General features: G+C 63.3%; 22 protein-coding genes. 11 read left to right on the forward strand and 11 right to left on the reverse strand.

The features are described from left to right. The first annotated feature begins 71 nt into the window (after nt 1-71). From N1058_RS06365 to N1058_RS06380, 4 genes are all read left to right on the forward strand, one after another. Nucleotides 72-539, forward strand: coding sequence for an Lrp/AsnC family transcriptional regulator (locus tag N1058_RS06365; RefSeq protein WP_265516660.1), 468 nt, complete (start codon nt 72-74; stop codon nt 537-539). Nucleotides 540-804: 265 nt separating this feature from the next. Beyond that, complete coding sequence (locus N1058_RS06370) at nt 805-1,848, forward strand: TRAP transporter substrate-binding protein (protein ID WP_420847950.1); 1,044 nt, start codon at nt 805-807, stop codon at nt 1,846-1,848. Between the two features lie 209 nt (nt 1,849-2,057). Beyond that, a complete protein-coding gene (locus N1058_RS06375; RefSeq protein WP_265516662.1) occupies nt 2,058-2,588 on the forward strand; it encodes a TRAP transporter small permease in 531 nt (176 codons plus the stop codon). Beyond that, nucleotides 2,585-3,907, forward strand: a complete 1,323-nt coding sequence (locus tag N1058_RS06380) for a TRAP transporter large permease (protein WP_265516663.1) — start codon at nt 2,585-2,587, stop codon at nt 3,905-3,907. The genes N1058_RS06375 and N1058_RS06380 overlap by 4 nt, the downstream gene beginning before the upstream one ends. Nucleotides 3,908-3,923: 16 nt before the next feature. Here the strand turns inward: N1058_RS06380 and N1058_RS06385 are convergent, their stop codons facing one another. The 4 genes from N1058_RS06385 to N1058_RS06400 all read right to left on the reverse strand — a co-directional run bounded on the left by N1058_RS06385 (nt 3,924) and on the right by N1058_RS06400 (nt 7,440). After that, a complete protein-coding gene (locus N1058_RS06385; protein ID WP_265516664.1) occupies nt 3,924-4,913 on the reverse strand; it encodes a sulfotransferase family protein in 990 nt (329 codons plus the stop codon). 128 nt (nt 4,914-5,041) lie between these two features. Further along, on the reverse strand, nt 5,042-5,761 hold the full coding sequence (locus N1058_RS06390; RefSeq protein WP_265516665.1) for a hypothetical protein: 720 nt from the start codon (nt 5,759-5,761) through the stop codon (nt 5,042-5,044). A gap of 9 nt (nt 5,762-5,770) precedes the next feature. Next, complete coding sequence (locus N1058_RS06395; protein ID WP_265516666.1) at nt 5,771-6,040, reverse strand: hypothetical protein; 270 nt, start codon at nt 6,038-6,040, stop codon at nt 5,771-5,773. Continuing rightward, nucleotides 6,037-7,440 carry an arylsulfotransferase family protein gene (locus N1058_RS06400; RefSeq protein ID WP_265516667.1) on the reverse strand — a complete coding sequence of 468 codons (1,404 nt, stop codon included), beginning with the start codon at nt 7,438-7,440 and terminating at the stop codon, nt 6,037-6,039. Before N1058_RS06400 ends, N1058_RS06395 begins: the two co-directional genes overlap by 4 nt. 547 nt (nt 7,441-7,987) lie before the next feature. On the opposite strand from N1058_RS06400, the gene N1058_RS06405 reads away from it, so the two are divergent. After that, complete coding sequence (locus tag N1058_RS06405) at nt 7,988-9,046, forward strand: autotransporter outer membrane beta-barrel domain-containing protein (RefSeq protein WP_265516668.1); 1,059 nt, start codon at nt 7,988-7,990, stop codon at nt 9,044-9,046. A gap of 37 nt (nt 9,047-9,083) precedes the next feature. Here the strand turns inward: N1058_RS06405 and N1058_RS06410 are convergent, their stop codons facing one another. The 6 genes from N1058_RS06410 to N1058_RS06435 form a co-directional block, all read right to left on the reverse strand. After that, nucleotides 9,084-9,416: a protein tyrosine phosphatase family protein gene (locus N1058_RS06410; protein WP_265516669.1), complete on the reverse strand. Its 333-nt coding sequence runs from the start codon at nt 9,414-9,416 to the stop codon at nt 9,084-9,086. 47 nt (nt 9,417-9,463) lie between these two features. Beyond that, the gene (locus N1058_RS06415; protein ID WP_265516670.1) at nt 9,464-10,390 is read right to left on the reverse strand and encodes an MBL fold metallo-hydrolase; all 927 of its coding nucleotides are present in this window, start codon (nt 10,388-10,390) and stop codon (nt 9,464-9,466) included. Between the two features lie 120 nt (nt 10,391-10,510). Then, the gene (locus tag N1058_RS06420; protein WP_265516671.1) at nt 10,511-12,577 is read right to left on the reverse strand and encodes a 3-hydroxyacyl-CoA dehydrogenase NAD-binding domain-containing protein; all 2,067 of its coding nucleotides are present in this window, start codon (nt 12,575-12,577) and stop codon (nt 10,511-10,513) included. A gap of 135 nt (nt 12,578-12,712) precedes the next feature. Beyond that, the gene (locus N1058_RS06425) at nt 12,713-13,270 is read right to left on the reverse strand and encodes an isoprenylcysteine carboxyl methyltransferase family protein (protein ID WP_265516672.1); all 558 of its coding nucleotides are present in this window, start codon (nt 13,268-13,270) and stop codon (nt 12,713-12,715) included. 39 nt (nt 13,271-13,309) lie between these two features. Then, complete coding sequence (pcaD, locus tag N1058_RS06430) at nt 13,310-14,104, reverse strand: 3-oxoadipate enol-lactonase (protein WP_265516673.1); 795 nt, start codon at nt 14,102-14,104, stop codon at nt 13,310-13,312. 50 nt (nt 14,105-14,154) lie between these two features. Next, on the reverse strand, nt 14,155-15,012 hold the full coding sequence (locus N1058_RS06435; RefSeq protein ID WP_265516674.1) for a beta-keto acid cleavage family enzyme: 858 nt from the start codon (nt 15,010-15,012) through the stop codon (nt 14,155-14,157). A gap of 81 nt (nt 15,013-15,093) precedes the next feature. Between N1058_RS06435 and N1058_RS06440 the strand changes: the two genes are divergently transcribed. From N1058_RS06440 to N1058_RS06460, 5 genes are all read left to right on the forward strand, one after another. Then, nucleotides 15,094-15,987, forward strand: coding sequence for a MurR/RpiR family transcriptional regulator (locus N1058_RS06440; protein WP_265516675.1), 894 nt, complete (start codon nt 15,094-15,096; stop codon nt 15,985-15,987). Further along, entirely contained in the window at nt 15,984-17,333 is a 1,350-nt protein-coding gene (locus N1058_RS06445) for an aspartate aminotransferase family protein (RefSeq protein WP_265516676.1), read from the forward strand. The genes N1058_RS06440 and N1058_RS06445 overlap by 4 nt, the downstream gene beginning before the upstream one ends. A 225-nt stretch (nt 17,334-17,558) precedes the next feature. After that, nucleotides 17,559-18,539, forward strand: coding sequence for a TAXI family TRAP transporter solute-binding subunit (locus tag N1058_RS06450; RefSeq protein WP_265516780.1), 981 nt, complete (start codon nt 17,559-17,561; stop codon nt 18,537-18,539). 109 nt (nt 18,540-18,648) lie between these two features. Continuing rightward, complete coding sequence (locus N1058_RS06455) at nt 18,649-21,330, forward strand: TRAP transporter permease (RefSeq protein ID WP_265516677.1); 2,682 nt, start codon at nt 18,649-18,651, stop codon at nt 21,328-21,330. Between the two features lie 11 nt (nt 21,331-21,341). Beyond that, nucleotides 21,342-21,767 carry a universal stress protein gene (locus N1058_RS06460; RefSeq protein WP_265516678.1) on the forward strand — a complete coding sequence of 142 codons (426 nt, stop codon included), beginning with the start codon at nt 21,342-21,344 and terminating at the stop codon, nt 21,765-21,767. A gap of 21 nt (nt 21,768-21,788) precedes the next feature. Here the strand turns inward: N1058_RS06460 and N1058_RS06465 are convergent, their stop codons facing one another. Then, nucleotides 21,789-22,664, reverse strand: coding sequence for a MurR/RpiR family transcriptional regulator (locus N1058_RS06465; RefSeq protein ID WP_265516781.1), 876 nt, complete (start codon nt 22,662-22,664; stop codon nt 21,789-21,791). Between the two features lie 184 nt (nt 22,665-22,848). Here N1058_RS06465 and N1058_RS06470 point away from each other — a divergent pair, with 184 nt between their 5' ends. Next, the gene (locus N1058_RS06470) at nt 22,849-23,640 is read left to right on the forward strand and encodes an N-formylglutamate amidohydrolase (RefSeq protein ID WP_265516679.1); all 792 of its coding nucleotides are present in this window, start codon (nt 22,849-22,851) and stop codon (nt 23,638-23,640) included.

A 23,640-nucleotide genomic window follows, 5' to 3' on the forward strand; every position in this document is an offset into this window, starting at 1 on the left:
CACGTGGGTTGCATTGTCGAACGGAAAATGCATCAAATACGCACAAATCACGCGTAATCGAAGGGCAATGCATGAGCCGTGCACAGATTGATGGATTTGACCGCAAGATATTGTCACTGCTGCAAACGGACGCCCGGCTGACCAACAACGATTTGTCGGAACGCGTGAACCTCTCGCCGTCACAATGTTCGCGCCGCCGTCAAAGATTGGAGGAGGAGGGGCTGATATCCGGCTATTGTGCGGTGCTCAATCGGGAGCGGCTGGGTTTTCCGCTGATCAACGTGATCACCGTGACGCTCGCCACCCACAATCCCGACAATGCGCGCCGCTTCGCCGATCTGGTGGCCAGTTTGCCCGAGGTGCAGGAGGCCTTCGCGCTCACCGGCGAGATGGACTATATCCTGAAGGTGGTCACGCCCGACCTTCAAAGCCTATCGGATTTCGTCAACGCCGTCCTGCTTCCCCACGAATCGGTCCAGCACGTGAAGACGGCGATCGTGCTGCAGACGCTCAAGGAAACCTCCAGCCTTCCTCTGTGACCCCACGGGTCTGGCGATGCCGCGGGCATTCGTTACGAAATGGGCGAACAAATCCCCTTTATTGTTACATAATAATCGCTAAGCTTGGTTTCGACCGGGGTTCGGATGCAGGATGTGCGGCGCTGATCGGATTCGCGATTTTTCGCGTGCCCGACCGTGCAAGAAGAAGTAGCCATGGTCCATTGCAGCCGAACTGGAGCATAATCCAGAATGCGGGCAGCTCCGGGAAAACCGGGTGTTCAAAAGGGAGGACAACAATATGAGAATGAAATCACTGAAGAGGCTGGCCGCCGCCGGTCTCATCGCCGCCACCGGCCTTCTGGGCGCCGTGTCCGGCTCGCTGGCGCAGGAGGTGACGCTTCGCCTGCACCAGTTCCTGCCGCCGCAGGCCAATGTGCCGAAGCTCGTGCTGGACCCGTGGGCCGACAAGGTCGAGCAGGAATCGGGCGGCCGCATCAAGATCGAGCGCTATCCGGCCATGCAGCTCGGCGGCACGCCTCCGCAGCTCTACGACCAGGCGCGTGACGGCGTGGTCGACATCGTGTGGACGCTGCCGGGCTCCAACCCCGGACGTTTCCCTTCGACCGAAGTGTTCGAGCTTCCCTTCATGATGACCAATGCCGAGGCCACGTCCCGCGCCTATTGGGACCTGTTCGAAAAGCACATGAAGGACACCGAATTCAAGGACACCCATGTCCTGGGCGTGTGGGTGCACGGGCCGGGCATGCTGCACTCCAAGACCCCGATAGACGAGCTGTCCGATCTCAACGGCATGAAAATCCGCGCGCCCACGCGCATCATCAACGCGCTGCTGGGCCAACTCGGCGCGACGCCCGTCGGCATGCCGGTGCCGCAGATCACGGAGGCGCTGTCCAAGGGTGTCATCGATGGCTGCGTGATCCCGTGGGAAGTGACGCCGGCGCTCAAGGTGCCCGAACTGGTGGAAAACCACACCGAGTTTGGCGGCGACCATGCGCTCTACACGACGACCTTTGTGCTGGCGATGAACAAGGCCAAGTATGAGAGCCTGCCGGACGATCTCAAGAAGGTGCTCGACGACAATTCCGGCCAGGAATTCGCCGCTTTCGCCGGCCGCACCCAGGCTGGCGCCGACGGCCCCAGCCGTCAGATCGCGGTCGATCGCGGAAACAACATCATCCAGATCAGCGCCGAAGACACCGAAAAATGGAAGGAAGCCGCCCAGCCGGTCTACGACCAGTGGATAGCGGAGATGAAGGAAAAGGGCATCGACGGCGAAATGCTCATCGATGAAGCCCGCGCCCTGATCGACAAGTACACGAACAACTGATCGCACCGGATGCGAAGCAGAGGCGGGCTCCCGGGCCCGCCTTTTTGCCGCTGTGGCCGGGCAAGCGCTTTCGCCGTTGCCCGATGGCCGGAGGGCCGGTAGCGTCCGGATTGTGCTTGTTCTACAGTTGTGGCGGGCAATCGTGACCGTGCTACCAGGAACCGGCGGCCCGGCCGGACAAGGGGAACATGCATGTTTGGGGTAAGGGAGTGAAACTCTCGGTGATCATCCCTTGGCTGGCGCGCGGGCTGGCCATATTGGGCGGCTTCGTTCTCGTCGTCGTGACGGTACTGACGGTCGTCAGCATCACCGGGCGCGCGTTGATCGTTTTCGGCTTCGGCCCCATTCCCGGCGACTACGAGCTGGTGGAAGCAGGGGTGGGCTTCGCCGTCTTCTCGTTTCTGCCCTGGTGCCAGCTCAACCGCGGCCACGCCTCGGTCGACATCCTGACGAGCTTCTTCCCGCCGCGGGTCAACCGGGCGATCGACTTGATTTCGGAAGTGCTCATGACGCTGGTGATCATGCTCATCGCCTGGCGGCTCTATCACGGCATGCTCGACAAGCTGAGCTACAACGAAACGACCTTCATTCTGCAGTTCCCGCTCTGGTGGGCCTATGCGGCGAGCCTCGTCGCGGCCGTGGTAGCGGTCGTCGTTTCCGTGTTCGCCACCTGGCAGCGCATCCTCGAGTACCGGGCCGACGGCGGCAGCTATACCTTGGGCCAGGGAGGCCTTCATTGAGCAATCTCGAACTCGGCCTCTGGTCCTTCCCGGTTCTGCTGGTCCTCATCTTCCTGCGCATGCCCATCGGCCTCGCCATGATCATCTGCGGCCTGGCCGGCACATGGCTCGTAACCGGCAGCACGATACCGGTTCTCGCCAAGCTCAAGAACGAGACCTATTCGACCTTCTCCAGCTACTCGCTTTCCATCGTGCCGCTGTTCCTCCTGATGGGCCAGTTCGCCACGCTGGGGGGCATGTCGCGGGCCCTTTTCCGGGCCGCCGAGACCTGGATGGGCCACAGGCGCGGCGGCGTTGCGATGGCGGCTGTCGGCGCTTGCGCCGGTTTCGGCGCCATCTGCGGCTCGTCGCTGGCGACGGCGGCCACGATGAGCCAGGTCGCCCTGCCGGAATTGCGCCGCTACGGCTATTCCGGGGCCCTGGCGACCGGCACGCTCGCCGCCGGCGGCACGCTCGGCATCCTCATCCCGCCTTCGGTCATTCTCGTCATCTACGCGATCCTGACCGAGCAGAACATCGCCAAGCTGTTCGTGGCCGCCCTCGTGCCGGGGCTGCTGGCGGCCGCCGGCTACATGGTGGCGATATCGATCTATGTGCGCATCTGGCCCGAATCGGCCGGCAAGCGGGAGCGCGCGCCCTATTCCGAACGCTTCCGCGCCCTGCTGGATGTATGGCCGGTACTGGTGGTGTTTTTCGCCGTCGTGGGCGGCATTTATCTCGGCATTTTCACGCCGACCGAGGGCGCGGCCGTGGGCGCGGCGGGCACCGGCCTCATCGCCCTGGCCAATGGCGGCCTGACGCGCGCGACTTTCGTCCAGTCCATCCTCGCCACGGCCAGCGCCACGGCGATGATCTTCTTCATCGTGCTGGGCGCGAGCTTCTACAATTCGTTCCTCGCATTGGCGCAGGTGCCGCAACAGGCGGCAGCCTTCATCGGCGAGCAGGGCTTCAATCCGTGGCTGGTGCTGGTGCTGATCCTGCTGCTCTACCTCGTCTTCGGCTGCGTCATGGATTCGCTTTCGATGATCCTACTGACGATCCCAATCTTCTTTCCGATCGTCATGGCGCTCGATTTCGGCATGTCCGCCGAGGAATTCGCCATCTGGTTCGGCATTCTGGTGCTGATCGTGGTGGAGGTGGGGCTGATAACGCCGCCGGTGGGCATGAATCTCTTCGTGCTCAATTCCATGGCCAAGGACACGCCCATCGCCGACACCTATCGCGGCGTGCTGCCCTTCGTGGCGAGCGACATCATACGTGTCGCTATCCTCACCATGTTCCCGGCGATATCGCTGTTCCTCATGCGCTGGCTGTATTGATGCTCGGGTCCGCCCGTCATTCGTATCCGAACAGCCGGGCGGTAGCGCCGGTGCGGTCCCGGATCGTCTGGCGCTCTGCCTGGGTGAACGACGGCTCGTAATAGGTCGGTGGGCTGATCGTTTCGCGGGCAATGTCGGTCAGGCCGTCATCCGCCAGTCCGCAGTGGTCGAGAACGGCGCCAAGCGTGGCGCCGGGGTCACTGCACAAATCCTCATACCGCACCAAAAGCGTGGTCGAGGCCAATTCCGGATCCTCGAGATCCCTTGCGACGTGGCCATAGACCCCTGCCCAATGGGCGGCCCAGCCGGCGACCTCCTTGCCATCGTTCCATAGTTGCGCAATCTCCGCCGCAGCCCTGCCGTCGCCGATGTTCACGGGTTGCCGGTCGAGCCCGAATTCGAAATGTCCGCTGCGGCGCATGTGATCGCGAACGCGCCGATCCTCGCCTTCCCAGGATGCGAAGAGCCGGTGCTGCTTTATCAGCGAGGCAATGTGCCAGACGGGGTCGCGGACCGGGACGATGAAGCGGGCATCGGAGAAGAGTTTTTTCAGGTAGCGCACGCGCGTGACATTGTAGTTGCCCTTGGAGAGATAGCGCCGGCCGCCGCGCAGGGCGAGCAGCTTGCGCATGTGATCGCGGTAGAAGGCTTCGAAACGGGGATTGTGGTCGCCTCCATCGAGGACCGCGTTCATCGACGGGTCGTGCAATTGCGGAAAAAAGGCCATCCAGATGAGTTCTTCAAAGGCTTCCGGGCTTTCCGGCGTCACCTTGATCCGGTCGCGATGCGCACGCTCCGAGGCCTCCTGTAGCCGGCTGCCGGCCCGGTCGACGAACCAGTTCCAAAGCCATGGCGTGAGAACGAGCGGGAAGTCGCGATAGCGATGGGTTGCCGTGACGGGATGGCGGGCGAGCAATTCGAGCAGGATGGTGCTGCCGGAGCGGGCAAGGCCGGCGATATAGATCGGCTGGTCAATCGCAATGGCTTCGATCCGCTCCCTAAGCACGCTTGTTTCCCGGTTCCCGACCCCGATCCAGAATTGCGGGTAACGCTCGAGAAGGCTGCCGAGCTTGTGCGTCCACGGATCTATTTCCGGAATGGGCGGCTTGCCTGCCGGTCTTCTTGCGTGCACCATCATGCGATCCGCCGCAGGGATTTGAACGTCAGCGCGAAGACAATCATCGAACCGAAGAAGATGACTTCCCAGCCGCGCAGCCAGAGGGGTCCGAAGGGCAGAACCTGTTGGCGAGGCAGGGCGATGTCGATGCGGTCGAAGGGCAGGCTGTCATCAAGATAACCAGCAGGGTTGCCGATAAGCGCATTCCACCACAGCCGCTTGTGGATCACCGGCACGGGTTTGGCGATAGCGATGTCGGCCACGGGTCCGCCACCGGGACCTGTCACCTGCGTGTGCGGCGTTCCATCGTTGGAACCGACCCATCGCCCCTCGAAATCACCAGGCACGGAGACCATCACCGGCTCGTTGGGGGGCGGATAGGTGGTGCCGTACTGGCTGTCGAGCCAAACGATGACAACGAGCAGGGGCAGGGACGCGGCAATGGTTGCGGGGAAGACCAGCACGATGCGGCGCAACGCCAGGGACATCATTCGCAGCATTTGCGGGCACACGTCCCGGAACTCACCATTGAAGTTGGAGATACCGCGTTGCGTCTCCTCGTATGCCTGTTTTGTCGCCGCAATGCGCGACTGCGGCGATAGGCAGCGGTAGAGTTCCATCGACAGGAACGCGCCGAGAGCGGCCCAAACGAGCAGCCTTGCCGCCGATGGGAGGAATGGGCTTAGCCAGCCGTCGACCGTGGAAAGGATCGGCGCCGGCAGGTCCAGGAGGCCCATGGGCCGGCCTCAACGGTTTTTCTTGACGGGATGGCCGTCTGACACCGTATCCTTGGGGCCGGCATCCGCAGCATCGCGCCCGTGCATGGCGCGGCGGCGACGCAACGCTTTGCGTACCGGCCAGACGACGATGAATATCAAGGCAGTGCCGATAGCGGCCACGAGCGCCCAAAGCGCACCCAGAAGGCTGAGACCGGCGCCGGGACCGACATAGGCAAGCGCGATCGTTGGCGTAAGCATGGTGACCGTAAAGGAAATCGATACTGCAATCTTTCTCATGGAGAAGTCTCCGTTTGCAATTCAGCTTGTCGCTGCTCGGGCTGCAGCAGTTCGGGATCGAACGCGGAAGGATCCAGTCTTTCCGTCCATGCGATGATGGGGATCAAGCTGCCATCCGGCCCGCCGCGAACGGGATTGATGAATTCCCAGGCGATCTCGCCTTCCGGCGTTACTTCAATCATGCGGCCGCCGTTCGATTCGGTAATCAGCGTGTTGCCATTCTTCAGCCGCTGCTGGTCGGAGCGGATGCGGCTGTCGAGCGGAGATTGTGCGGTACCGGCATATTGCCACACGATTTCCATCGTCTTCGGATCGAGCTCGATCACACGTGAGAAGCCGTTCGGACGGTCAAAGTTTCCAAAATTATCGAACATAAGGATGTTGCCGTTGGGCAGGATGTCGGGGTCGTGCTGCCCGAGCCATGGCCCATTGGTCGCCCAGGTGATTCGTTCGGCCTCCGTGTCGAGCACGGCGATTGCGCTGAGGCCTCGGAACGAAAGGAGGACCTGCCCTTCCTCGCCGAACGGGAAATTGGCTGCTGCTTCGCCGTCGATGAATTCCACCGTATTGGTGTGGGTGGGATCGCCAAGTCCGAAGCTGGACACCGTGTAAAGCATCTGGCGGAATTCCGAGTCGGCCAGGGCGGTGAAGAGCCTGATCTTCTTCAACTCTTTCCCGTCCGGCGAAAGCACGACGAGGAAATCTTCCAGCCGTGGCCGGTCAAGATGGGCGAACCCGCCGATCTCGTCATCCATAAATTCATGCGTGAGAACGTAGATATTGCCGTCTGGGCCGATATCGAACTGGTGGTGGGCGTGGCCGGGGTAGCTCCAGATCACATTCGAGTCGCGATCAAGCTTGACCACGCCATAGCCGTAGGGCGTATCGCCGACGCCTTCATAGATGGCGATGAGATCGCCATTGGGAAAGATGTGGGTCTGACGGAAATAGACGTGCGAATCGGGCTGCGGCTCCTGTACGCCGCCGGCTTCCGGCGACCAGATCTCGCTGAAACGCTTCGTCCAGGAATGCAGCACGTTTCCATCCGCGTCGATGAGGAAGGCCGTGGGCTCGCTTCCCGAGAGATAGATTGTTGGTCCGTCCTGCATCAGGTCCGGGCGCTTGACGGTGACGCCCTTGTCCTTGCTGCGCTCCGGGTACCACAGGTCGGTGCGATAGACGTCCTTGTATCCGGTGCGCTTGGCATAAAGCGCCCGGCCTCCCTCATAGGCGCGCGTGATCTGCGGTCCCGGAGGGTATCCCACTACCGTGAGCAGTGAGCCGGCCAGGAAGATCAGCAGGGCGAGGGCGGCGAGAAATGCGGTGTGAAACAGCCTATCCAGACGCGATGGCGCGCCTTCGGCATTTTCACTCCCTGGATCCGGATAGTTGACACTCATTGCTCAGTCGGGGCTCCAGAAGGCATCGTTGACCAAGGTGAACCCTTGCCTGAGCAAGACCTGACAATCGAGTCGGACCACATTGTGGCTTGCTTTTACGAAACCAGGCAAGGCGTATTCAAATAATCGTTCAGAACGTAACGCTTCTCGATTGGAGAAAGTTTTGGTTTATTCAAATCATGTGTCATTAATACATAATTGCATTTATTTGTTCTATCGAGTCTGGCGGGTTGACCCCTCCGTTTCGGACAGGTGAACTGCGATTTTCCGGTACCACTCCGGCGCGCGCCGGCTGTTGCGCAGCGATCACACGGCAGAAGTAAATCAATTGTGACGCAATGAAACGGACTGTTACCAATTGCGTCCCGCGCGGCCTCTTCCTAAGCTAAAAGCAGCGTCCCGGTGCGGAATGGCCGCCGTGGCCCGTATCTGGGGGCGGGGCGGTACGGCTATGCGCAAATCGACGATCCTCACATGCTCCAGCATCGCAGCGGTTCTTCTCGCCGCGGGGATTTCGCTTGGGCCCGCGTTGGCGCAGGACACAGCGATGGCGAACATCGATACCCCCGACCGGCGCGCGGCATTCTCCAGGCAGAATGCAACTGCGACGAAGGGCAGGATGCGGCAGCTCGGCCTCGTCAATAAGCGGCTTACCGGGACGCGCGATCAGCGTCTGCGGGGCCGAAACGCGCATTCAAGCGAACTTGCCGTCCGCTTCAGGGGTGGGATCGCCAAAAAAAGCGCCGTACTCGAAACGGAGAAACATATCGCGGCGGAGAAAGATCGCCGCACCGAGCGTATCGCGGTCTGGTTCGGTGGAGATCTCCTGGTGGACGGGCGGCGCGAGCACGACCCGCGTGCTTCGATCCTCCATACAAACGGTATCGTTTTTGGTGCCGACATGCGTCTCGGACCGCGCCTGCTGGTGGGAAATGCGATAGGCACGGGCTTCGATCGGTCAGCCTTTGGCAGGACCGGCTCGCTCGGCTCACGCTATATTTCAGACACGCTCTACGCCAGCTACTTCACTTCGGCCAACAGCTATCTCGATTTGGCGCTGGGCGCCGCCGCGATGGACTTCTCGACCGCCTATGACGACTTTGGCAGCGGGGCTGCCGGCCGGCGGAACGGCACCCAGATGTTTGCGAGCGCCAGATACAGCCGCGATTTCCGGCACGGGCGGCGCACCCTTCGCCCCTATGGGCAGACGGCCATCTCGTGGTCGAACTTCGACGGCTATGTCTACCAGGGAGCGCATACCCTCCGCCATGAGGCCCGGAGCTCTTATCAGGCCGCGTTCACGGCCGGGATAAGCGCAAGCAGGACGTTCACGAGTAGGCTCGGTACCTTCCAGCCGCGCGCCAAAGTCGAAATGCAGTGGAGAAGGACGCGAAACTCGCGCAGTTCGATACATTTCGAAAGCGACGGCGAACGATTTTCCACGGCGGCAACCGGCCGGACCGCCGGGTCGTTCTCGTTCAGCGCAGGCATGGATTGGTCGCTCGGCAAGCACACCAGCGCCGGCGCCAGCTACAAGCTGTCTGCAGGCTTCACGGACGACGCTCCGAAGCAGACGCTCGGCGCCAAACTGCGGATGAAATTTTAGACCATTTCACGTTTCATCGCTTCAGCGAAAACGGATCTCAGCCAGTCTGCAGCGCCAGCCCGTAGAGATTGAGGCTGCGCGCGCCGCTGCGGCAATAGGCCAGCACCGGGCGGGGCAGGTCGGACAGGGCCTTGGTCATCTCGCGCACATCGTCTTCCGTGATCGCGCCGGAGACGACGGGAATGAACTTGAATTGGAGGCCGGCCTCCTGCGCCGCCTGGGCGACCTCGTCATGGGGCACGGCGCCGTCTTCCGTGTCGGGCCGATTGCAGACCAGGCTCTTGAAGCCGGCGTCGGCGATCTGCTTGACCTGTGCGGCGGCGATCTGGCCCGTTACGGCGAATTCGTCATTGATCTTGCGGATGTCCATTCTGTTGCCTTTTGAAATGCGGCGCCCAAGCCGGCGCCGCGCACTGCCTATAGCTCGTTGATCGGTACCTTCAGGAACGTTTTGCCGTCCTTGTCCTTCTCTGGCAAGCGGCCGCCGCGCATATTGACCTGAAGCGAGGGAATGATCAGCCGGGGCATCGCCAGTGTCGCGTCTCGCCCCTCGCGCATCTCCACAAAGTCGTCCTCGCCTATGCCGTCGCGAGCGTGGATATTGTGCTCCCGTTCGTCCTTCACGGTGGTCTCCCACCTTATGTCGCGACCGTTCGGGCCGTAATCGTGGCACATGAAGAGCCGGGTTTCGTCCGGCAGTTCCAGGACGCGCCTGATGGAACGGTAGAGCATGCGGGCATCGCCGCCGGGAAAATCGGCCCGCGCCGAACCGCCGTCGGGCATGAACAGCGTGTCGCCTACGAAGGCGGCGTCGCCCGCCACATGGGTCATGCAGGCCGGCGTGTGGCCTGGCGTGTGCATGACATGAACGGTCATCGTCCCGACCCGGTAACTGTCACCGTCGCCGAACAGCCTGTCGAATTGCGAGCCGTCCCGCTGAAACTCGGTCCCTTCGTTGAAGATCTTGCCGAACGTGTCCTGCACGATCGTGATGTTCTCGCCAATGCCCATCCTGCCGCCAAGCCGTTCCTGAATATAAGGCGCGGCGGACAGATGGTCGGCATGAACATGGGTCTCGATGATCCATTCGATCTTGAGGCCCTGTTCCTCGATGAGCTTTATAATGCGGTCGGCGCTGTCGAAGGTGAGCCGCCCGGCCGCATAGTCGATGTCCATCACCGTGTCGATCACCGCGCATGCATCGGAGCCGGGATCCTTCACCACATAGGAGATGGTGTTGGTAGCTTCGTCGAAGAAGCCGATGACCTTTGGTTTGACCGAAAGATCGGGTGTGAACGGCAATCCCATGGCCTTCCTCCCTTCAATGCGATCCAGGTTTTTCATTTTACGAATTCCGGACGGAAAACCGGCATCCATTTTTCCCGGAGTTGCTTCAAGCATCTGCCGCATACCGTGCAGGCTGTCGGTGGCGGAATAACGGCGTCGCTTCGAGGCGCCGGTAGACTACCAGAATGCCTCTGTCGCTGCCTGCTCCAGCTTTCGCGCGGGGCGATAGACCGCCTTGCCGGTAGCGCCATGCCAATATCTGAGCCGTGCGAGGATCTTGTCGATCCCGTGCCTGCGTGCCCAGAACATCGGCCCGCCCTTGCCGCGCGGGAACCCGTAGCCATTGACCCAGACCACGTCGATGTCGGAGGCGCGCGCCGCGATGCCTTCCTCCAGAATGCGCGCGCCCTCGTTGATCATGGGGTACATGGTGCGCTCCAGGATTTCCTCGGCGCCGATGGCGCGGCGCTCGATGCCCAGTTCCCTGGACTTTGCTTCGATCAGTTCCTCCACGAAGGGGTCCGGCACCGGTTTGCGCGCGCCTTCGTCGTAACGGTAGAAGCCGCGGCCGGTCTTCTGGCCGAAATAGCCGAGCTCGCACAGGCTGTCGGCGACGGGCGCGGTCAATCCCTGCGACTGGCGATGCCGCCAGCTGATGTCGAGGCCGGCGAGGTCGACCATCTGGAACGGTCCCATCGGCCAGCCGAAATCGGTGAATGCCTTGTCGACGGAGGAGGGCGAGGCGCCTTCGAGCAGCAGCGCCTCGTTCTCCTCGCGCCGCGCGGCCAGCATGCGGTTGCCGACAAAGCCGTCGCAGACGCCGACGACAACGGGGATCTTGCCGATCGTCTTCGCCACGCTCAAGGCGGTGGCCAGCACCTCGGGCGCCGTACGCTCGCCGCGCACGATCTCCAGCAGGCGCATGACGTGCGCGGGGGAAAAGAAGTGCAGCCCGACCACGTCCGACGGCCGCTTGGTGAAGGCGGCGATGGCATCAAGGTCGAGATACGACGTGTTGGACGCCAGCACCGCGCCGTCCCTGGCCACCTCGTCGAGCCTTTCGAAGACCTTTCTCTTGACGCCCATCTCCTCGAACACGGCCTCGACGATCAGGTCGCAGTCGCTCATATCCGTATAGTCGGTGGTTCCGCTGATGCGGGCAAGGCGCGCCTGCTTGTCTTCCTCGCTCAGCGAGCCGCGCGACACGGAGCCCGCATAGTTCTTTTCGATCTGCCCGAGCCCGCGCTGCAGCGCCTCGTCGCCGACTTCAAGGACCGTCACCCGCATTCCGCCATTGGCGAAGGCCATGGCAATGCCGCCGCCCATCGTGCCCGCACCGACGATGCCGACATTACGGACCGGCCGTGGCGCGACATCCTTGCCGACGCCTTCGACCTTGGCCGCGTCCCGCTCGGCGAAGAACAGATGGCGCAGCGCAGCCGATTCCTCGCCGTCCCGCAGTTCAACGAACATCTCGCGCTCCCGCGCCAGCGCTTGCGAGGGTTCAAGAAGAATGGCGTTGCGCACGGCCTCAGTGCATTTGAGCGGGGCGGTCAGGCCGCGCGCCTTGGCGGTTGCCGCCTTGGCCGCTTCGTCGAACGCGTCGAGGTCGTTGCGTGCAGCCTCGATCTTCTTTTCGCGCTTCAGCACCGGGACATGCGGACCGCCGCCTTCGGCCCTGGCGCGGGCGAACGACACGGCTTCCGTCACGAGGTCGCTCTCGGCAATAGCGTCTATGGCGCCGAGGGCCAGCGCCTTTTCGGCCCTTAGGGGCTTGCCCGAAACGATCACACCGAGCGCTTCCCGCGCGCCGACGAGCCGGGGCAGCCGCACCGTGCCGCCGGCGCCCGGCAGGAGGCCGAGCGTCACTTCCGGCAGGCCCACCCGCGCATCGGGCGTGGCGATCCTGTAATGGCAGCCGAGCGCCAGTTCGAACCCGCCGCCCAGCGCGTTGCCGTGGATCGCCGCCACCGTGGGTTTTCCGATGCTCTCCAGGAGGGCGATCACGTCCGGCAGGCTCGGCGCCTTCGGTGGCTGGCCGAACTCGGAGATGTCCGCCCCGGCGACGAAGGTCCTGCCCTTGCAGGCGATCACGATTGCCGCCGTGTCCGCATCCGCACGCAGCTTTTCCAGCATCGCATGGAGCGGTTGCCGAAGCGCGTGGCCGAGCGCGTTCACCGGCGGATTGTCCAGCCAGACGACGGCCACGCCGTCCTGCCGCGTCACCGATACCGTATCCGCCATATGTCCTCCGATTGCTGCGCCGAACGGCCTGTTCGGATCAAGATGGACTTTTTGTCGAATCGTCACCTTGATCCATCGCCTTGCTGGAGCATGATCTTTTCCGAAAGCCGGAGCCCACCTTTTCCTGGAATTGCCTCAGGCCCCGGCCAAGTCTCCAGACCCGGCAGGTCTTCCATAGTCGGGGAAGGTGCTGCGCATGGCCGCCTCTTCCTGCCGGATACGGACATACAGGCAGACGAGATAGACGGGAAGGCCGACGATCAAGGTCGCGTATGCCTGCAGCACAATCGCGAAGGCTACCAGCTCCGGCAGAATGTTGAGAAAATAATTCGGGTGGCGAAACCAGCGGAAAGGCCCGCGTCTCACCAGACGATGGCCTTCGGCGATGATGATCTTCACCGTCCAGAAGGGATGAAGCGTGCGTATGATGATCACGAGCATCACCGCCGCGAACAGATAGAGCGCCATGCCGCCGGCCTGGACCGCCGTGAGGCCGGTAGTGCCCGAATAGGCCCATTCGACGATGGCGGCGACGTAGAAGAGGATGTGGAGCAGCGCCAGAAGGATGCTGTTTGCGGCCCCGAACTCCCGCGCGCCCTGCGCTTTCAGCCGGCGTTCGTTCCTGATGGAGACGGCAAGCGTCCCAAAGCGGAAGAGGAGTGCAAACGCGATAAAGAGAGCCGTTATCGACATCGTGCCGGATCCTGTGAAAGCGGCCGCCCGGAGCGGCGGTCAATGGGGGACGTGCTGGCGCAGGAAACCCTCGATCAATTCGGCCGTCGCCTGCGGCTGCTCAATGCAGGGAATATGTCCCGCATTCTCGATGATCTCGCAGCGCGCGCCCTCGATGAGCGAGGCGAGTTCCCTTACGAGCGCCGGCGGCGTCGCCCCATCCTGATCGCCGCCCAGGCACAGCGTGGGCAGCTTGAGGGCGCGGGTCGATTCGGTGAGGTCGGCGTCGCGCACGGCGGCGCAGGTGCCGGCATAGCCGTCGACCGGCGTGCGCGTCAGCATGGCGACATAGCCGACGAAATCGGGATTGTCGGGCGAGCGGTAGGCCGGGGTGAACCAGCGCTTCATGATGCCGTCGGCAAGCGCCGCGATACCCTTTTCGTTGACGGTCTCGATGCGCTGGTCCCACATCGCCTGGTCGCCGATCTTGTGTCCAGTATCGCACAAGACCAGCGTCCGCACGAGATCGGGCCGCAATGTGGCCAGCCCCTGTGCGATCATGCCGCCGACCGACAGGCCGACGATGGCTGCGGCGCCGATGCCCAGATGGTCGAGCAGGGCGGCGAGGTCGTCGACGTGATCGCCGAGCCGGTAGGGCTGCGGCGTTGCCTCGGACAGTCCGTGGCCGCGCTTGTCGTAAAGGACGATGCGGTAGTCATCCTCCAGCATGTCGACGACGCGGTTCCATATCCGGAAGTCCGTGCCCAGCGAGTTGGAAAAGACCAGTGTCGGCCTATCCGCCGCACCGCGCAACTCGTGGTGCAGAACGACGCCGTTGACCCGTGCAAATGCCATGGTTCTCCTCCTCGAATTCCCGCGATGTATGGGAGAATCCCGGCCGCAGGTCAATTCGCTTGCATTCCACGTTGCCATGCCGCGCGCAAATCGTCCGCCGTCGCGTGGCTCAGGCCTAGCGCGCGCAGAGCGGTTGCCGTGCTGGCCACCAGTTCGGCGTTGTCGCCGGCCGGCCTGCCGTCCGGCAGGTGAAGATTGTTCTCGAAGCCGACGCGCGCGTGCCCGCCCAGAAGCGCGCCCGCGCTGACGCAGGCCGTTTCCTGCGCGCCGAAGGCGCAGACCATGAAATGGGCGAAGCGGGGCATTCCGCTGGCGATGAACGGCAGCAGATCGGATGGCGCCGAACGCTGGCAGGGCGTGTATCGCCCGAGCACGTAGAGGACAGGGATGTCGTCGAAGGGGACGATGCCCCGCCGCATCATGTCGTGGAGCCGCAGCGCCTCGTCCGGGTGGTAAAGGATGATCTGCGGAACGATCTTCTCGCAGGCCATGAAGGCGAGGAAGTCGGCAAAGGCGGCTTCGTGCGTGGCGTCCGGTGCGAGTTCGCCGAGGGCGAGCGACGCCGCTTCGGGTCGCACCGCGCGCACCACCGCCATCTGCTCTTGCGGCCCGTACCGTCCCACCGCCTCCGTCGTGATCTGAATGACGAGACGCTCGCCGACCTTCGACCGGATGGCCTGGATCACGTCGGCATAGGCGCCCGCGTCGAGCAGGTGTCGGCCTTCCCCGTCACGGACATGGCAATGATACATCGCCGCGCCGGCTTCCAGGCACCCTGCCGCCGTCAGCGCCTGCTCGTCCGCGGTGATGGGGAGGGCGGGATGATCGACTTTCGTCCGGCGGCCGCCATTCGGTGCAACGGCAATCGCGACGGGCTCCAGCTTTTGATGCACCACTGCGTCCGGCAAGGGATTTCTCCAATTGTTGCATGAAGAAAGGATAGTGCAACATTTGTTGCACAAACGGTCTTCTACGTCTAGGATCGCCAGATGGATCGTAACGATATCGCCGAGCGCATCACGCAGTCCGTCGACGGGCTCCCCGGGCAACTGGGGGCGGCGGCGCGCTATGTGCTGGACAATCCAGGCGATGTCGCGCTGCTGTCGATGCGCGAGCAGGCTCGGCGCGCGGGCGTCAGGCCGTGGACCATGACGCGCCTTGCCAAGCGGCTCGGCCTCGATGGCTACGACGACGTGCGCCAGCTTCACGGCGAAGCGCTGAAGGAGCAGGCGCTGGGCTTTTCCGGCCGCGCCAACGCCCAGCTTGCGCGTCAGAAGCAGGAAGGCGGCAGTGCGCTCGGCGCCGAGATGGCCAGCACGATGGCCGTCCAGATCGCGGCGATGGCAGCTCCTGCCCGTATCGAGGTTCTGACCGGGGCGGCGCGCGACATGGCGGCCGCGCGGCGCATCTATTGTTTTGGCCTGCGTTCCGGCCGCCCGATCGCCAGCCACCTGGCCTATGTGCTTTCCTTCCTCGGCGAGAAGACGGTTCTGCTGGGTGGTGAAGGAAGTGCGGGTTTCGATGCGCTGCGCTTTGCGAGCGCCGGCGATATCTTCTTCGTGGCAACCGTTTCGCCATACACGCGCGCCAGCGTGGAGGCCGCCCGTTATGCCGCCGGCAAGGGGCTGACCGTCGTCGCCATCACCGACAGCGCGGCTTCTCCCGTCGCCTCCATTGCCAGGCACGTGATCGTCGCGGCCACCGAAAGCCCGTCCTTTTTTCACGCCATGGCGCCGGCTTTCGCGGCGGCCGAGATCCTGGCCGCGCTGGTGGCGGGGGAGGGCGGTGAAGGCTCGCTCAAAGCAATTGCCCGCGCGGAAGAACATCTGGCGGAGCGAAAAGTCCATCTCCATGACAGGTCCCAGCCGCCGGAACCGCGATGACCCACATATTGCACCGACAGATCCACGCCCGATTGCCCGTGGCCGCAGGAGGCAGCGGCATCGAGCTCTTCGATACCGAAGGGCGCGCCTATATCGACGCCTCGGGCGGCGCGGCCGTTTCCTGCCTCGGGCATGGCCATCCCGACATCGTCCAGGCCCTGCGCAGGCAGGCGGAAACGCTGGCCTATGCCCATACGAGCTTCTTCACCAACGAGCCGGCGGAACGGCTGGCCGATAGGCTGATCGCGTCGGCGCCCGAAGGCATCAGCCATGCCTATTTCGTCTCCGGCGGCTCGGAAGCCAATGAGGCGGCCATCAAGATGGCGCGGCAGTATTTCGTGGAGAAAGGCGAGCCGCAGCGGCGCAACATCATCGCGCGCCGGCAGAGCTACCACGGCAACACGCTGGGAACGCTCGCCGCCGGCGGCAATGAGTGGCGGCGCGCCCAGTTCGCGCCGCTGCTGATCGAGACGCATCACATAAGCCCCTGCTACGCCTACCGCCATCGGGAGGAAGGCGAAAGCGAAGCCGCCTACGGCCAGCGCGCGGCGCAGGAGCTGGAGGACAAGATCCGGGAGCTCGGCCCCGACACGGTGATGGCCTTCATGGCCGAGCCGGTCGTGGGAGCGACGGCGGGCGCCGTGCCCGCCGTCGAAGGCTATTTCCGCCGCATCCGTGAAATCTGCGACCGTCATGGCGTGCTGCTGATCCTCGACGAGGTTATGTGCGGCATGGGGCGCACGGGGACCATGTTCGCCTGCGAGCAGGATGGCGTGAGGCCCGATATCGTGACCATCGCCAAGGGGCTCGGCGGCGGCTATCAGCCTATCGGCGCCGCGCTCCTGTCGCGGGACATCTTCGACGCCTTCGCCGGAGGATCGGGTCTGTTCCAGCACGGCCACACCTATATCTGCCATCCCATGGCCTGTGCTGCCGCGCTTGCCGTGCAGGAAGTGATCGCGCGCGATGACCTGTTGCAGAACGTGCGTGACACCGGCGCCTATCTGCGCGAACGCCTGGAGGCGCGCTTCGGCAATCACGCCCATGTGGGCGATATTCGCGGTCGCGGCATGTTCCTGGGGCTCGAACTGGTCGCCGACCGTTCCACGAAGGCGACCTTCGAGCCCGATGCCAAGCTGCATGCGCGAGTGAAGAAGGAGGCGATGGTGCGGGGACTGATGGTCTACCCTGCCGGCGGCACCGTCGACGGCAGGCGCGGCGATCATGTGCTCCTCGCGCCGCCCTTCATTCTCGACCGTACGGCGGCGGAAGCCATCGTCGAACGACTGGGCGACGCACTGGACGCCGCCGTCGCGCAGGACTTTGCCGGTCGGCTGCCCGCGTGAACGGACAAGGGAGGAGACAACAACAGGTTGTAGATATCGGCGGATTGCGCGGCATGGCCATTGACTCGCCCGTATGGGCGATACACGCTTACGCCAAGCTGCGCGGTGGTTGCCTGGACACATATGCACGCAGTGTCCGGAGCGGCCGGCAGGCCCTTTGCAAAGGGTGGCGAACAAGTCACGACGTGCAAGTTTGCAATGTGTAACAGTCAGGGAGACGTAATGATGAAACCACAGAGGCTTCTGGGGCTTGGCATGGCCGCGGCGATGCTGGGCGCACTGTCGACGGGCGCCGCAAATGCGCAGCAGCAGCAATTCGTGTCCGTTGGGACCGGCGGCGTCACTGGCGTCTACTATCCGGTTGGTGGGGCCGTCTGCCGCCTGATGAACCAGAACCGGCGCGAGCACGGCATTCGGTGCTCGGTCGAATCGACCGGCGGCTCCGTCTTCAACGTAAACGCGATCAAGGGCGGCGATCTCGAGTTCGGTGTCGCGCAGTCCGACGTGCAGTATAACGCGGCCAACGGGCTGGCGAATTTCGCTGACACCGGTGCCCACGAGGATCTGCGTTCGGTCTTCTCGCTGCATGCCGAGCCGCTGACCGTCGTTGCCCGTGCCGACTCCGGCATTTCGAGCTTCGATGACCTGAAGGGCAAGCGCGTCAATATCGGCAATCCCGGCTCCGGCCAGCGCGCGCTGATGGACCTGCTCATCGCCGAAAAAGGTTGGACGAATGCCGACTTCGCCGTTGCCGCCGAACTGGCCCCGGCAGAGCAGAGCGCGGCGCTGTGCGACAACAACATCGATGCCTTCGCCTACACGGTCGGTCATCCGGCCGGCTCTATCCAGGAGGCCACCACCACCTGCGACAGCATCATCGTTCCCGTGGAGGGTGAGGCGGTCGACAAGCTGGTGGAGGAGAACCCCTACTACTTCAAAGCCACCATTCCCGGCGGCATGTATCGAGGCACGGCCGATGACGTGAACACGTTCGGCGTCGGTGCCACGGTCGTGACGTCGGCCAGTGTATCCGACGAGGTCGTGACCGCGTTCGTCAAGTCGGTGTTCGAAAATTTCGACGCCTTCAAGGGCCTTCACCCGGCACTCGCCAACCTGACGCCGGAAGGCATGGTCACCCAGGGCAACTCGGCTCCCATGCATCCCGCGGCGGAGGCCTACTACAAGGAAAAGGGCTGGCTCGAATAGTCAACCGGTCTCAAGGGCGCCCTCCCCGGGGCGCCCTTTTCGCTCTGTCCGAGAAAAATGACGCTGGGGCAGGGCGCAATAACGACAACCATCCTGTGGGGACAAGCAGATGGCTAAAAAACCGAATGGCGCTCAAGCGCAATCCCAGCCTTCCAACGACGATCTGCAGGATCTTGTCGCCGCGACCGATACCGGCGCGCGCAATCCCACTGGCAATGCTGGGTTCGTTATTACCGCCGTGGCATTATGCTGGTCGCTGTTCCAGCTCTACATCGCCTCGCCGCTGCCATTCATGCTTTCCAGCCTGAGCGGCCTTTCGCTCGTTCTCAACGACGCGCAGACCCGCGCCATTCACCTCGCTTTCGGCCTGTTCCTTGCCTATATGGCCTTCCCGGCGCTTTCCAGCTCGCCGCGCGACCGGATTCCGCCGCTCGACTGGATTCTTGGGATCGTGGCCGCCGGCTGCGCGCTCTACATTTTCGTGTTCTACCGCGATCTCGCCCAGCGGCCGGGCCTGCCGATCACGCAGGATCTCGTCGTGGCCGGCATCGGCATGGTGCTACTGCTCGAAGGCACGCGCCGTGCGCTCGGACCGCCCCTTGTGATCGTGGCGCTGGTCTTCCTGGCCTATGTCTTCTTCGGCTCCTCGCCGCTGGTGCCCGACATCATCCGCTGGGGCGGCGCATCGTTCAGCCGCGCGATGGACCAGATGTGGCTGTCGCCCAATGGCGTGTTCGGCGTGGCGCTCGGCGTATCCTCGGCGTTCGTCTTCCTGTTCGTGCTGTTCGGCTCGATGCTGGACCGCGCGGGCGCCGGAAATTTCTTCATCAAGCTGGCCTTCGCGCTGCTCGGCCATCTGCGCGGCGGTCCGGCGAAAGCTGCCGTGCTGGCTTCCATGATGACGGGGCTGATCTCCGGCTCCTCCATCGCCAATGTGGTGACGACCGGCACCTTCACGATTCCGCTCATGAAGCGCGTCGGTTTCACGCCCGAGCGCGCCGGATCGGTCGAGGTGGCTAGTTCCGTCAACGGGCAGATCATGCCGCCCGTCATGGGCGCGGCCGCCTTCCTGATGGTCGAATATGTCGGCATTTCCTATCTGCAGGTCATCAAGCATGCCTTCCTGCCGGCCGTGATCTCCTACATCGCGCTGCTTTACCTCGTGCATCTGGAAGCCGTGAAGAACGACATGCCGGTCCTGGAAAAGCGCCAGACGCATCCGGCGACGATCGCGCTGCTGCGCATCGGCATCACCGTCGCCTCGATCGTCATCCTGGCGGGCGCCATCTATTACGGCATCACGCTCGTCCGCTATGTTCTTCCCGAGGTCTCCGCGCCGGTTCTGATCATCGGCATGCTGGCGGTCTATGTCGGGCTGGTCTGGTTCGCCGCGCGGGAACCCGATCTGGAACTGGACGATCCCGAGGCGCCGGTGGTTCAATTGCCCATCGCCACGGAAGTGCTGAGAACCGGCCTTCACTATCTGCTGCCGCTCGTCGTGCTCGTGTGGTTCCTGATGATCGAACGGTCGTCGCCCGGCCTGTCGGCCTTCTACGCCGTGCTGCTGCTGATCTTCATCATCCTCACCCAGAAGCCGCTCAAGGCAGTCTTTCGGGGCCTCCAGTCGGACAAGCAACGCGCCGCTGTGGTTGAGGGCTTCCAGGACCTGATCGCCGGCCTCATCGCCGGCGCGCGCAACATGATCGGCATCGCCTGCGCGACGGCTGCCGCCGGCATCATCGTCGGCACCGTCACGCTCACCGGCATCGGCCAGGTGATGGCGGAATTCGTGGAGTTCCTTTCGGGCGGCAACATCTTCCTGATCCTGGTCTTCACGGCCGCGATCTCGCTGGTGCTGGGCATGGGGCTGCCGACGACGGCGAACTACATCGTCGTCTCGTCGCTGATGGCTCCCGTCATCGTGCAGCTTGGCGCGGCCAATGGCGTGCTGATCCCGCTGATCGCGGCGCATATGTTCGTCTTCTATTTCGGCATCATGGCTGACGTGACGCCACCGGTGGGGCTGGCATCCTTTGCCGCTGCCGCCGTTTCAGGCGGCGATCCGCTGAAGACGGGCTTCACCGCGTTCTTCTACTCGCTGCGCACGGTTCTCCTGCCGTTCATTTTCGTCTTCAATACCGACCTGTTGCTGATCGACGTGAGCTGGCTTGGTGCGATCTGGGTGTTCACGCTGGCGACCGTCGCCATGTTGATATTCGCCGCCGCGACCCAGGGATTCTTCATGGTGAAATCGCGGCTTTGGGAATCGGCGGCGCTTCTGCTCGTGACCTTCATGCTGCTGCGTCCGGGCTTTTTCCTCGATCTCGTGCAAAGCCCCTATGACCAAGTGGAGCCCCAGAACTTGTTCGAGGCGGTGGAGGCAGAGCCGAGCGGGGCGGATGTGCGTCTGGTCATCAGCGGGCCGAGCTTCGACAATCCCGACCAGATGCTCACGCGCACCATGGCCTTCGGCCTCGGAGAGGCCGATGCATCGGGCGAGGAACGGTTCGAGCGATCGATTGGCCTGCCGGTACGCATCGAGAATGGCACCGTTATCCTCGATGAACCCCTGGACATGAACTCGCTCGCGGCCAAGGCCTTGTCGAACCTCGACTTCTACGCGGAGGAGCCCGTGCAGATCACCGCCATCGAGGTAAGTGCGGAACGCATGCCGCGCGAAATGTTCTACATTCCGGCCGTTCTTCTTCTGGCGCTGGTTATGTTTGTCCAGCGTCTGCGCGGGGGCACGCTGGCGGGCAATCCACGGCCTCGCAAGGCAGTGGCCGCATAAGGAGAATCATCATGTACAAGGACATTCTCGTCTCCATCGATCTCGGCGACACCGACAACGAGAAGAAGACGCTGGAGACGGCGATCGATTATGCCCGCACCTTCGGCAGCCGTCTGCACATCATGACCGTGGTGCCGGACTACGGCATGTCCATTGTCGGTGGCTTCTTCCCCCAGGGGCATGAGCAGGAGGCGATCGAGCATACCAACAAGGCGCTGCACGAGTTCACGAAGGAGCACGTGCCGGCCGAGATCAAGCACCGCCACATTGTCGGCCACGGCTCGATCTACCGCGAAATCCTGCACTATGCCGATGTGACCAAGGCCGATCTCGTGGTGCTTTCGGCCAAGCGACCGGGACCGGAGGACTATCTCATCGGGCCCAATGCCGCCCGCGTGGTGCGCCACGCCACCATCTCGGTGCTGGTGGTGCGATAGGGTCCTGCTTCGGCAAGTGTTCTACACAAACTTGCGGAACAGCCGGGTCTTGTCGAACAGCTCTTCCAGCTCGTTCATGCGCGCGCGGGTCGTCTCCCAGGTACGGGTCTCGATGGCCGCGATGAGCGCCTCGGAGATAAAGAGGATGACCGTGGTGGAATCCCAGGCCGACGGCACCTCTATCCGCGCATGGAAACGATGGGCCGCATGGCGGGCGGCGGGCGAGCCCCACTGGTCGGTGAACAGCACAACCGTCACATCGCGCGCCCGCGCCATTTCCGTCAGGCGCAGGATGTCGTGCTCATAGCGGCGGATGTCGAAGGCCACCAGGACGTCGCCCGCGCGCATGTTCAGCACGTAATGCGGCCAGCTGTTCGAGTTGGAGGCGATCTGCGTCACCCCCGGCCGGATCACCTGCATATGGGTGAAGAAATGGTCGGCCATCGACCGGGTGATGCGCCCGCCCACCACATGGACGTTCCGTTCGGGGTCGGAAAGGAGGTCGGCAACCGCATCGAATGTCGTCTTGTCGATCTGGTGAAGCGTCTGCCGGATATTCTCCGTCACCGCATCGGCGAAGCGGCTCAGGAGATGGCCTTCCAATGCGCTTGCGGCCCACTGGTCGTGCTTGGCGATGGGACTTGAGATAGTCGCCTGCAGTTCCGCCCGCAGACTGGCCTGCATTTCCGGGAAACCGCCAAAGCCGAGCTTCTTGGCCATGCGCACCACCGTCGGGGTAGATACGCCTGCCGATTCCGCGACGGCCGTTATGCTCTCCAGCCCGAGCATGGGGTAGTTGTCGAGCAGCGCGTTGGCCAGTTGCCGCTCGGCCCGTGTAAGGGCGTCGAAGGCCTGACGCGCCCGCTCGGCGACAGTTTTCTGTTCCACAATCCCCATCGGCCCCACCTCCCTCGATTTCCCGGCGCCCGTGCGCGGCGTATTCTTGCTCAAGATGTAGTCCATCTTTCAGGACCTGTAAAAAAAATTTCAGAATTAAACTTGACCGGAATGATGATTGTGAAAAGATTGTTTCCGAATGCGGCGGAACGATCGCATCGGGGAACAGTTTCAGGGGACCGGCGTGAAGCCATTAGTGAAGCAGGACGAGACCGAGGCATCAGGGAGCGTCGTCGAGACGATCAACGCCGAAGGTTCGGCCGGCTTTGTGCTGGCATGCGAGCACGCCTCCCGCGCCATCCCGCCGGAGTATGGCGATCTCGGCCTGGGCGAGGAGGCGCTGTCCAGCCATATCGCCTGGGATCCCGGCGCGCGCGCGGTCGCGGTCGAGCTTGCGCGCCTGCTGGATGCGCCGTTGGTGGCGCAGCGCGTGTCGCGGCTCGTCTATGACTGCAACCGCCCCATGGAAGCACCCGACGCCATGCCGGTGCGCAGCGAGCTTTACATGGTGCCAGGAAATATGGGCCTGACCGAGGAGGAACGGGCTGCCCGCGTCGCCCAGTTCTACCGGCCTTTCGAGAAAGCGCTTGCGGCAAGCCTTGATAGCCGGACCACGGCCCGCCGGCTGCCGATGCTCGTCACCATCCATTCCTTCACGCCCGTCTACAACGGCGTTCACCGGGACGTGGAAATCGGTGTCCTTCACGACCGTGACAGCCGTTTGGCCGATGCGTTGCTGGCTTCCCTGATGACCGGTGCCGGCTTCGAGGTACGCCGCAACGAGCCCTATGGCCCAGAGCACGGCGTCATGCACACGCTTGTCACCCACGCCCTGCCGCGCGGTCTCCACAACGTCATGATCGAAGTCCGCAACGACCTTATTGCGGACGAAGTACAGCAGGCGCGGCTGGCCAGGCTGCTCGCCGAACATCTGACGCTGGCAAAGGCGTCAGTGGAACGAAGCCTGGGGGTATGA

This window comes from Nitratireductor luteus (assembly GCF_026162365.1).
GTDB classification, from domain to species: domain Bacteria; phylum Pseudomonadota; class Alphaproteobacteria; order Rhizobiales; family Rhizobiaceae; genus Chelativorans; species Chelativorans luteus.